Source organism: Desulfococcus sp. (assembly GCF_050178255.1).
Lineage (GTDB): Bacteria > Desulfobacterota > Desulfobacteria > Desulfobacterales > Desulfococcaceae > Desulfococcus > Desulfococcus multivorans.
This window is the reverse complement of record NZ_JBFXGG010000106.1, coordinates 1-9,683: the sequence shown is the minus strand read 5'-3', so window position 1 is coordinate 9,683 and position 9,683 is coordinate 1. Positions and strand designations below refer to the sequence as shown.

The 9,683-nt window shown below is 56.6% G+C and carries 8 protein-coding genes and 1 pseudogene; all 9 read right to left on the bottom strand.

Features of this window, described 5'->3' with window-relative positions; genetic code table 11:
• A partial coding sequence (locus tag AB7S84_RS14385) for a DUF5672 family protein (protein ID WP_428155266.1) occupies positions 1-816 on the bottom strand: 816 nt, incomplete at its 3' end.
• Between the two features lie 22 nt (positions 817-838).
• Entirely contained in the window at positions 839-1,534 is a 696-nt protein-coding gene (locus tag AB7S84_RS14380; RefSeq protein WP_428155264.1) for an acyltransferase, read from the bottom strand.
• A gap of 37 nt (positions 1,535-1,571) precedes the next feature.
• Positions 1,572-2,471, bottom strand: a complete 900-nt coding sequence (locus AB7S84_RS14375; protein WP_428155262.1) for a hypothetical protein — start codon at positions 2,469-2,471, stop codon at positions 1,572-1,574.
• Positions 2,468-3,154 (bottom strand): 4Fe-4S dicluster domain-containing protein, encoded by a 687-nt coding sequence (locus AB7S84_RS14370; protein WP_020877840.1) that lies wholly within the window; start codon positions 3,152-3,154, stop codon positions 2,468-2,470. Before AB7S84_RS14370 ends, AB7S84_RS14375 begins: the two co-directional genes overlap by 4 nt.
• Before the next feature lie 127 nt (positions 3,155-3,281).
• Entirely contained in the window at positions 3,282-4,919 is a 1,638-nt protein-coding gene (locus AB7S84_RS14365; RefSeq protein ID WP_020877841.1) for an FAD-dependent oxidoreductase, read from the bottom strand.
• A gap of 269 nt (positions 4,920-5,188) precedes the next feature.
• Complete coding sequence (locus AB7S84_RS14360; RefSeq protein WP_020877842.1) at positions 5,189-6,445, bottom strand: hypothetical protein; 1,257 nt, start codon at positions 6,443-6,445, stop codon at positions 5,189-5,191.
• Positions 6,446-6,479: 34 nt separating this feature from the next.
• Positions 6,480-7,733 (bottom strand): hypothetical protein, encoded by a 1,254-nt coding sequence (locus tag AB7S84_RS14355; RefSeq protein WP_020877843.1) that lies wholly within the window; start codon positions 7,731-7,733, stop codon positions 6,480-6,482.
• Between the two features lie 180 nt (positions 7,734-7,913).
• A complete protein-coding gene (locus AB7S84_RS14350) occupies positions 7,914-9,239 on the bottom strand; it encodes a sugar-transfer associated ATP-grasp domain-containing protein (RefSeq protein ID WP_428155258.1) in 1,326 nt (441 codons plus the stop codon).
• A gap of 6 nt (positions 9,240-9,245) precedes the next feature.
• Positions 9,246-9,683, bottom strand: a pseudogene (locus tag AB7S84_RS14345) (ABC transporter ATP-binding protein); the annotation flags it as partial.

Sequence of the window (9,683 nt, the reverse complement as noted above, 5' to 3'; positions counted from 1 at the left end):
GATACCGGTCCAGAACGATTTATCGTATTTGTGCCAGGCATGGCATCCAAAAGGCAACACCCGATTATTCATTTCAAAACAATATCCCAGATCTTTATCAAATCCAAACTTCAACGCCAGCTCAGCCGGCGACACCGTAAAATCCGGATAAAAATATTTCGCATGGTCCGCCCAGAATCCGTCCTCGTTTCGGGTGTAGCCGTACTTGATCAGGATTGATTTTCTGAGCTTGGGCGTAAAAAGCAATAACAACAGCGGCAGCATGAACATTTTTTCCGCCCTGGATCTCTTGATCGTGATCAGTTGCCAGAGTTTCCAATTACTTATGGTGGTTTTCGTCGCATTGAGCACCCTTAAAAAGCTCTCTGTTTTTCTAAGGGAAAAGCCGCCGTTTCCGCATCGGCCCAGCACCTTCCCGGAACCGCCGGGAACCTCATGAATCCACGGCGGGGCAATGTAATCATAGTCCAGTTGACACCATGCTTCCAACTGATCCGAAAAAACCAATGCATCCAAATGATAAATCAACAAGAATTTATAGTCTGAAAAAGACCGATAAAACTCAGGCGACAGCAATAACTTATTATGGGCCTGTGCGCTTCCGAAGTACTTTTTGTCAAACTCCTTGATCCTGAAGTTCATATCCGGATTCCGGGCTCCCCGGGGGGCGACAAAATAGCGGTCATACCGGCTCAAACAGCGATTCAACTGGTTTAAGGATATTCTCTCCTCTTCCGACAATTCATTGTTGAGGGACAACGGCACCGCAACGGCAACCAATTTCGTGGGTTCTGCTTCTGGAGGATTCATCATCATGGCGATATCTTTTGAGGTTGGGTCAGGCGGGTATATCCTGACGCTTTTTAATGACCGTTGCCGGGTTACCCGCGGCAATACTATCAGGAGGGATATCCCGGGTAACTAAAGATCCGGCACCAACGACCGCATTCTCTCCGATGGTCACGCCGCTCGTTACAATAACCCCCACCCCCAGCCAGGCGCCGTCTCCGATAACGATCGGCCCCTTGCTTTCAAGCGGCTGATCAACGATGAGCATGCCGGGTTTCACGCCGTGATTATAGGAGTAGAGGCAGCAATAGGGGGCCAGCATGACATGTTTGCCGATGTGAATCGATGAATGAAAGGCATTGATCTGACATCTGGGGTGGATACTGGCCTTCTCATCGATGAACAGGCTTCCCCCTGTTCCGGTTTCCATGAAAACCTGGCGGAACACCTTGACTTCATCCGCCAGCACCATTTTCCCCGTGCCCTGCCTTTTGAAAAGGATGCATCCGTCATCGATAAACACGTGCCTGCCAAGGGTGAGTTCATCATGGTCGACGATTACGGAAGGCGCAATGTATCCGCTGTCGGCCAGGTATGCCAATCTCACTCTGGATTTGTGCGGCGCCGTGAACAGGGCCGCCATTCTCATGGCAAAACGGCCGAAGGGATTCAAACCGCCGCTTCGGATCCAGAATTTCGTCCAGAGCCGCACAATTCTGTAGTTCGGTCTGTAAAAATGTTTCATATGCGGTATATATCTCCAGGATTACGCCGGGTGCGCGTCAGTCGCCTTTGTGTCGTCGATCGGCAGGGAAACTCAACGCCAACGGCATCAGGCCGGAAAATGTCTTGACGACCTTTATTTTCTGGTATGCACTGAAGGCGATCATCAGTACCGCTGCGCCGATGGTCACGGCGGCATCGACCCACGTGATGCCGCTTGTTCGATATAGAGAACAGGCAGGAACAAGCAACAGCATCATCGGGAGGATATGGCCGACAAAGACCGTTTTCATGCCGTATATCGGAGAAAACGGTGCCGGGTAACGGTTGCGGGAATAGGCCGTTATCACGTATCGAATGTGGCTGATCCATAAGCCGGCGTTGATGATCGCGCAGGAAAGGATCAGCACGGCGATGAAGATGTACCCCGGGCCCGCTGCCTCCGGAAACCCCACGCTCGCCGTGAGGAAACCCGCACCGCCGTACAGACCGGCGGAAATCAAAAGCCACGGCAGACGGTTATGACGCCACGCGGATACGGCCTTTCCCTGATAGGGCATGAACCCCTGGCTGACCAGAAAGCCGGCGGCCGACAGCACGGCAAGGCCTTCCAGGACACCATGCGGCCAAATATAATTTGCAGCGGCGGAAAAAATAAATAAAAGTCCGGAAAGGGCTTCACGAGACACCCAGGATTCTTTTATATTATTAAACAAATACAGCGCATTATACATCCTGTTCGTTTTCAGCGCCAGGGGTATGAACCCGATGGCCGCCATACCGGCGCATATCACCGGATAGAGCGGACGGGAATCCCCGTCGGCAATGCCTGGGACAGCGATCGCTGCCGACATGACCAGATACCAGCCGGCTGCCGCCCCCCCCAGCACGAAATTCAGCGCAGCGGGAAATCCCCACGCCGTCTGATTGCTCCTCTGGACCACATTCAGGCTTTTCAATCCTTCTCTCCCGGAGACGCCTGCTCGCAATATGCCGACCACCATTCAGGAACGATGAAAAAAACAGCCGGCCCCGTCGACATCTGCACCTGCATCTGCGTTGTTAAGTTGTCCCGGATCAGATGGTTTATCCTGCTGTCCGGGTCATCGAGATCTCCAAAGTGCAGGGCGCCTGAACTGCACGTCGCGACACACATCGGCGTTGCCGCCTCATCTTCGCCCGGCGTCAACCCCTTTCCGAGCCCCTCGTCAATACGGGTGTGACAAAAGGTGCATTTCGTACAGAGCCCTTTTTTGTCGATTCTCGACCGAACGTCGGAGCCCATCAACTCGCTTTCACCGACAACGACATTGTCCGCCTTCAAAACGGTCCGCGCCCCATAGGGGCAGGCAAGAACACATGAGCCGCATCCCACGCATTTGTCATGGTCTATCAGGACGATCCCGTCCGATCTGATGTAGGATGCCGTTGTGGGGCATACCATCACACAAGGCGGATCATCACAGTGCATGCAACTCTGATGGACGAATAAACGCTGCCGGTCCGAAACCGGATTGTCGGCGCAATCGATCACCCGTCGCCACCTGTTTCCATGGACATGATGAAATTCACTGCAAGCGGTTACACACGACTCGCACCCGATACATTTTCTCAAATCAACAACCATTCCCCATCGCGGCATAACATGTCTCCCGTAATTGATCGGATACCTCGGCTTTCGGCGTTATCAGAGGGTCAGGCTCAAGACTGAAGTGGTGATGTCGTAACGAATGCGGCCCTTATCCCCCTTCAGTCTTCAGCCTATCCCGTTACAGCTTTTTCACATGGTCGGCCAGACGCACGGCCAGGGCCACGGTGGTCACGACAGGGTTCGCATACCCGCTCGTCGGGAAAACCGAGGCGCCGGCGATATACAGGTTCGATATGCCGTGAACACGGCAATCTTTGTCCACCACGCCCTTTTTGGGATCCACGTGCATGCGGGTGGTCCCCATGTGGTGCCATCCGCCGCGCAGGAACCGAGGGGTTTCCCCTTCCTTCATCTCGATGATGAGCCGGCCAAGGCCCTTCTTTTTCAACGCGTCGCTCAGTATCTCCTGCGTTCTGATCATGCTCTTCAGATCCTGGGGCATCAGCTCCCATTTCAGCTTGATGCGATTCATGCCGAAGGCGTCCTTCTCCTCATCCAGCAAAACCCGGCTTTCCGGATTGGGGACCTGTTCCGCCATATGATTCAAGCGATACACGACCATGCGTTCACCGGCGACATATTCCTTCAAAAAACGGTTCGTAAAGTGCCGGTAGGACTCCCTGGACAGAGAAGGGATATCTCTTGCGACATCGATCAGCCGGCTTTTGAGGTTTCGGGGTATTTTTTTCTTTTTCAGATCGTAGACCAGGGATTTTCCCGAATAATAGCCTTTTGACCAGCTCCGTTTATAATATGCCTTGCTTCTGTTGAAGTCCGGAGCGATGTGTATCGAGTGATTCAACAGACGCTCCCTTCGTTTGACGGCGTCATTCAATGCCAGCTTTCCCATGATGGTCACACCGTTGACCTGGTGCATGCCGTAAAAGGCGAGCGCATGGGACATTTCCACATCGGCCGGGATGAAGGCTCCGGAAGTCAGGTGGGGATGCTCCATGAAAAACCGCCCCACCAGGTCATTGCCGTTTCCCAGGCCCGCCTTTTGAACGTGATTCGAGGCCAGCAGCAACCGGGGGACTTCGATACCGCCCGCCGCCAGGATGTAGGTCCTGGCCTTGACGTTGAAACGGGGTCCGTTCAGGCATGCCGCCTGGAGCGCTGTAACGACCTGTGCATTATCGTCAACAGCGATGTTGACGCAATTGGCATGGGTAAAAACCCTTATATTTTCTGAACGATCAAGGGCATCTCGGTAGGTCTTGAAAAAAACTTCGCGATCGCCGAACTGAAACACCGTCGTTTCGAATTCTTCTCCCGTTAGGCGGGGCTGCCGCCGTTGATCCTCCGATGACATCCAGTCTGCCGGATCATAACTGTAGGGTCCGATCCGGCATATTTGGTGAGCCCTTCGATAGAAGGGTTCCAGGTGGGATATATCAAAGGGCCACCCGCTGTAAGGCACCCAGTCACGCGCTTCGAAATCGATGGGATCGAGCCCCCTCAACCGGACACCCAGCCTGTTGTCGCCGATGGGGATGTGCCAGAAATGGCTTGTTCCGCCAAAAAACCGGGCCCTGGATTTATCCAGTTCGAAATACGGAAATCCGATATTTTTTCCCCAATTCAGGGATTGCGTTACTCTGTCGGCTTCGATGCCGCCGCTCTCCAGCAGACATACCCTGTACCCGGCGTCGATGTATTCCATCGCAAATGAAATTCCCGCCACGCCTGCTCCGACCACGCAGATATCCGTCTCGATGGTAGAGTCCGGAGACAGTTCAAATGCGTTGATTAACATGGGCAAAATATCCTTTTAACACTTTTGAATTCAGCGAATTGCTGTTGACAAGCCGTTTTGGGCAAAGGCGAACCCTGAATCGCGGAGACCGCTCTGCAGCGGCCGATTCACGGCATCACGGCTGAGGTCGGGTCGACACACGCGCCGGCCCGTCAGGATGCCCGCGGCAACATCCCCGGCATCCGATGGAATTTGTGCGGTGATCGACACGGCAGGCAGCATCGTTTCAATGGACGGCCGGACACGGCCTTGTGCCGTGAGCGCCCGGGTCACAGGATCCTGCCATAGATGCTGCGAAAGGTTCTGCCGAAGACGCTGTGCAGGTGCTTCCGGTCGACGGTCGCCAGGGGCCCCATGGTTCTCGACGTCCATTCCTCAACCTTTTTCCGCTTTTCGAATTCATCGATTTTGACCTGGACCACCTTCAGAAGGTCCTCCCGGCCGATCCGTCTCAGCGGTTCAAACAACTCCCGATACATGGGCAGATTGTTGGGTCTTACGATTACCGAGGCTTCGACCCGCGCCGTAGTGACATTATTTTCCGCGAAGGCCCCCGAACGATCCAGCACGCCGCAGCAGAGCATGGCCAGCATGGTTCTGACGCATTTCTCGCAAACGCCGCAGTTGAGGATCTCCTGCTGATAGGTTCGAGAGTCGTTGCACACCCTCAGGTTGTCGATAGCGACCTGCCAATCGGAAATGATCCGCGTCTTTTCATACCGGGAAAAATTGATGCCCTCGTGCCGGATGCGCAGATCCGCACTGCTGTAATACGGGTTGACAAGAGGGTGCGAGCTGTAGGGAATCAGATTCGGGATGTCGTGACAGGAATTGATGGAGAAAAGGGAAAACCGTCCGGACAGGGCGTGGATCGCCGCCCCGAAGGTGGCGCCCATGTATTGTTTGAGCCAGAAATCCGCCCAGAAGGTCCGGTCGTTTTCAGGACCCAGTTCCCGAATGTTCGTATAGAGCGGTGTCATTCGGATGTCGGCGTCGGCGGCGATCACCTCGAGATGTCTCAACACATGGTTGAAGCTGACGTCGTTCTGCACCTCCAGGCCGTAAATGATCAGGCCGTCGAGAATCCGGGCCGGGTGGCCCGAAGGATAGTTCAGGTGATTGTGCCGAAGGGTCGCCAGGGAGTCGACACCCCCGGAAAAAAGGAATCCGGCGCGCGACGTTCCTTCGGCCGCGGCAGGTCTCATACCGGCGGTCGCGATGGGGATGGGCTTTCGCCTCCCCGGATAGAACCAGTGAACGATCCAATGGAGGGCGACATCGATGTTTTCCAGCAGCTGCGGGCAGACCGGTCCGTCGACCCAGATCCTTTTTTCTCCAAAGTGCATGGCGGGCAGGGCGCCGGCGATCAGGAAGGCATGGGGATCCGGCACCAGGCCCTCGGCATATGCCGTCGGGGTTTCGAAATAAAGCGTTTGCGCGGGATGGTCGTTCTCTTCCCAGATCAAACGGGCGGAAACGCGCTTGCGGCCGTTGATATCGGTCGAAGTGAAGTCTTGTATTTTCATGAACGGGCTCCCATGATTTCTTTAGATCAACGGCTCATTTCAGATGATTGACGGCCCGGCTTCCCGTCAGGCGTTTTTTGAGACGGCTGAGTCCGCCGTGCAAAACGGTTTTATCCGTTTTCCTGACAAGGTCCATGGGGGTCATGGCCCGGCCCAGGGCCCGACCCAGGGAAATTCTGAGAGAGGCGGCCAGGTCCCGACGGCCCGAGTGGGCAAGCGCATCGATCAGTTCGCGGTAATCGTCGGCCAGTCCCGGTTTGAACCGGATGTTTTCAATGTCGGCCACGGTCATATCGTTCTTCGGAAACGAACGGGTTTTGTCCAGCGCGCCGACAGCCGTGAGGGCCAGCATGGTTCGCAGGCATTTTTCACACTGCCCGCAATTTTCGCCGGGCCAGTTGGGTTGACAGACGCGAATGTTGTTGAGGGCAACAGGCCACTGGGCCACCAACCGCGTCTTCTCCAGGCGCCCCGAGGTCATGCCGACGTGACGGATTCTCAGACGCCAGCTGCTGTAGTAGGGATCGATGAGGGGGTGGGAGCCGAACGGCTTGAACGTGTCCCGTTTCACGAGCGCGAGCCCCGGAATGCTGTCGCTGGCGGAAATGGACACGGAATCGACGCGCCCCGATACGATATGGGAGACGGCTCCCAGAATCGCGCCGTGGAAAACATCGACAAAAAACCGCGTCGCGTCGTCCAATTCTCGCAGATTGGTGTAAACCGGGAGGAGAGAGATGCCGGATTCGCGCGTCACCTCGGACAGGGCGGCCATCGCCTTTTCGAAGGTTTCCGGCCGATGGTCCGACTCTGGGTTCTGGCCGTAAATCAGTATGCCGTCCCTGAAAAAACCGGAATGGGATTCGGGATACCGGGAATGATTCTCCCGCAGGGCCGCCAGGGAATCGATGCCCCCGGAAAAAAAGAGGGCCGAGCGCGACACGGCGGGTCGGGGCGATGGTCGCTCTTCCACGTCGGCCTCGATCTGGACCCCGGAACGGTAGGCCTCGTGCCACAGGCCCATGAACCCCATCACGGTGTGGAGACCGTCGCGAAGCTCCGGGCAAATGGCTCCGTCGATCCGCAGTCGCCTTTCACCGTGATGCAAGGCCGGGAGAAGGCAGCCCACCGCATAGGCGGCGGCTCCGGAATCCAGGGCGTCGGCAAACCGATCGAGGGTGGCGAAATAAATTTCCTGACGCGGCCTGGGGGAATCCTCCCAGGTGACGACGGCCTTGACGGCCGGTTTTCCGTTGTGTTCTTCCAGACGAATGTTTTCGACTTTCATATCACCTGCCGTATCATAATTGATTCAACTTCCGGTATTCATGGGGCGGCCCGGAAACGCACTTGCGTCCGGGCCGCTGAGGTTGAAGGCTGAAGGCTAAAGGCTGAAGGGGTGCGTCCGCAACGAACGGAGCGTTGATGCCCCTTCAGTCTTCAGTCTTCAGCCTTCAGCCTTTAACTTTCAGCCTCTTTGCCGTTTCATGTGCGCCAGGTAGACCCGGGGAAAGGGCGTTTCCCCAAGGGGGGTTTCATGGGCCATCTGCATCGCCTCCACCCCCCAGAAGAGATTTCCCTCCACCAGCATCGGCCCATCGTCCGTAATGGCGACGTCCCAGCCGATGAACGCGTAATCCTTGAAGACCCGATGTGCCTCGCGGCACAACGCGAGGGTTTCCGCCCAGAAGGGCAGCTGAAATCCGTTCACCCGCTTTTGGGTGTCGGGATGGACATCCCATCGCGTCGTCGGTTCCGCACCCACGACGCCCCTGCCGAGCACGCCTGTTTCCAGGTCGATGGAAACCGCCATCCCCCCGGTATGGAAATTGTCGGTGCTTCGCCCACGGGCGGCCATCTTGAAAATGGCGCACGGCAGCACGCCCTCCGATCCGTCGGGTTCCCGATAGGTCACGATGCGACATGTGGAAAGGGCGTCCCCCACCAGCGCCGCCACGTCGGCATGGTTTAAGATCCGCTCCTGAAGGATATACGGCGATGACAGGGAGCAGGCCGCAACCCGGGCCATTACGTCTTCCTTTGACAACCGGCGGCCGCTTTCGCTCCGATATCGCCCCGGGCCGTCGTATCGAAACGCCATAATGCCCGTGCCGCACCTGCCGCCTTCGGGCTTGGCAAACCAGTCCGCATCACGACCGCCGTCGTCGATGAAAGCCGCCTTTCCATTCTCGAACCGCGCCGCAATGGGTATCGTCCTCAAGCCGGATTGTCGGCATTTTTCAAAAAATGCCGTCTTGTTCTCGAATATACGGTGGTCCGTATCCCGGTTGATGCCGTCCAGCAGCCCCAGAATTTCATGATCCTGCACGTAAAGCGACGCCGATGCCGTCCGACCGGGATGGTAAAGCCCGTAATAATAATAGGTCCGCGGTCCCATATAAAGCACGTGGGCAAGATAGACGAGGTCCCGGACCTGGCGGGAAAGGGGCACCCCGAACTGTTGTGCGACATGCCTGCCGTGGCGGGCGACCCGTCTCAGGATGAATATGGGGGAGACGACGGGCCAGAGCAGGGTCGTCAACAGGGCGCGGGTTCTGTTCTTCCGCCAGAGAATCCGGGTGTGGCACCAGTGGACTGCGGCCATGTGAGCGCTGCTTCGGGCCGCCGGACGCCAGTTCAGGTTCATCCCGCAACATTCATCCCGCAGTATTCCGGCCTGTGTTTCCCTCAACCGCCGAAAACGGGTCATCACGGCGCGATATGTCCATCGTATCAAGGGCATCTGCAACAGCTGCCGCATCCGGTCCGGAACGGCGCGTGGTATCGGTCGCATCCCGAATCATCCCTCCACGGCCATATGGGAGAAATCCATTCCGTCTCCGCCGGGCCGGTATTCGGTCGTCCACTTCAACAGGGGGCGAACAACGCCGCGAATTTCCCTGGCATAATCCCCCCGGGCCGAATCGCCTTCGAGATTGTCGTAAACACTGAAGGCGATGGCGTTTTTTTCACTGAACATCACGGTATCGGGATTCAGGGAAAGGCAATTCACGCTGATGTAGACCATCCCCTCGGACAGCAGGTTGCCCGGAATCAGCGCCGTACTCACGTATGTCCCGGCCGGCCGCGGCCGTTTCCGCCACTCGGGATCCTGGTCCACGGTGATGAAGGCGCACACCCCCTCCCGGTTCTTCACGGTGAAATGAGGCATCAGCACACGGCCGGAGGCGTACACGTCAAAGGTCATCTCGAGGCGGATCGGTTTCCGGATATCGAA

Excerpts from the sequence above, each read along its gene's own strand:
- AB7S84_RS14370 (WP_020877840.1), bottom strand. The coding sequence starts at position 3,154 with ATGCCGCGATGGGGAATGGTTGTTGATTTGAGAAAATGTATCGGGTGC.
- AB7S84_RS14360 (WP_020877842.1), bottom strand. The coding sequence starts at position 6,445 with ATGAAAATACAAGACTTCACTTCGACCGATATCAACGGCCGCAAGCGC.
- AB7S84_RS14365 (WP_020877841.1), bottom strand. The coding sequence starts at position 4,919 with ATGTTAATCAACGCATTTGAACTGTCTCCGGACTCTACCATCGAGACG.
- AB7S84_RS14380 (WP_428155264.1), bottom strand. The coding sequence starts at position 1,534 with ATGAAACATTTTTACAGACCGAACTACAGAATTGTGCGGCTCTGGACG.
- AB7S84_RS14350 (WP_428155258.1), bottom strand. The coding sequence starts at position 9,239 with ATGCGACCGATACCACGCGCCGTTCCGGACCGGATGCGGCAGCTGTTG.
- AB7S84_RS14355 (WP_020877843.1), bottom strand. The coding sequence starts at position 7,733 with ATGAAAGTCGAAAACATTCGTCTGGAAGAACACAACGGAAAACCGGCC.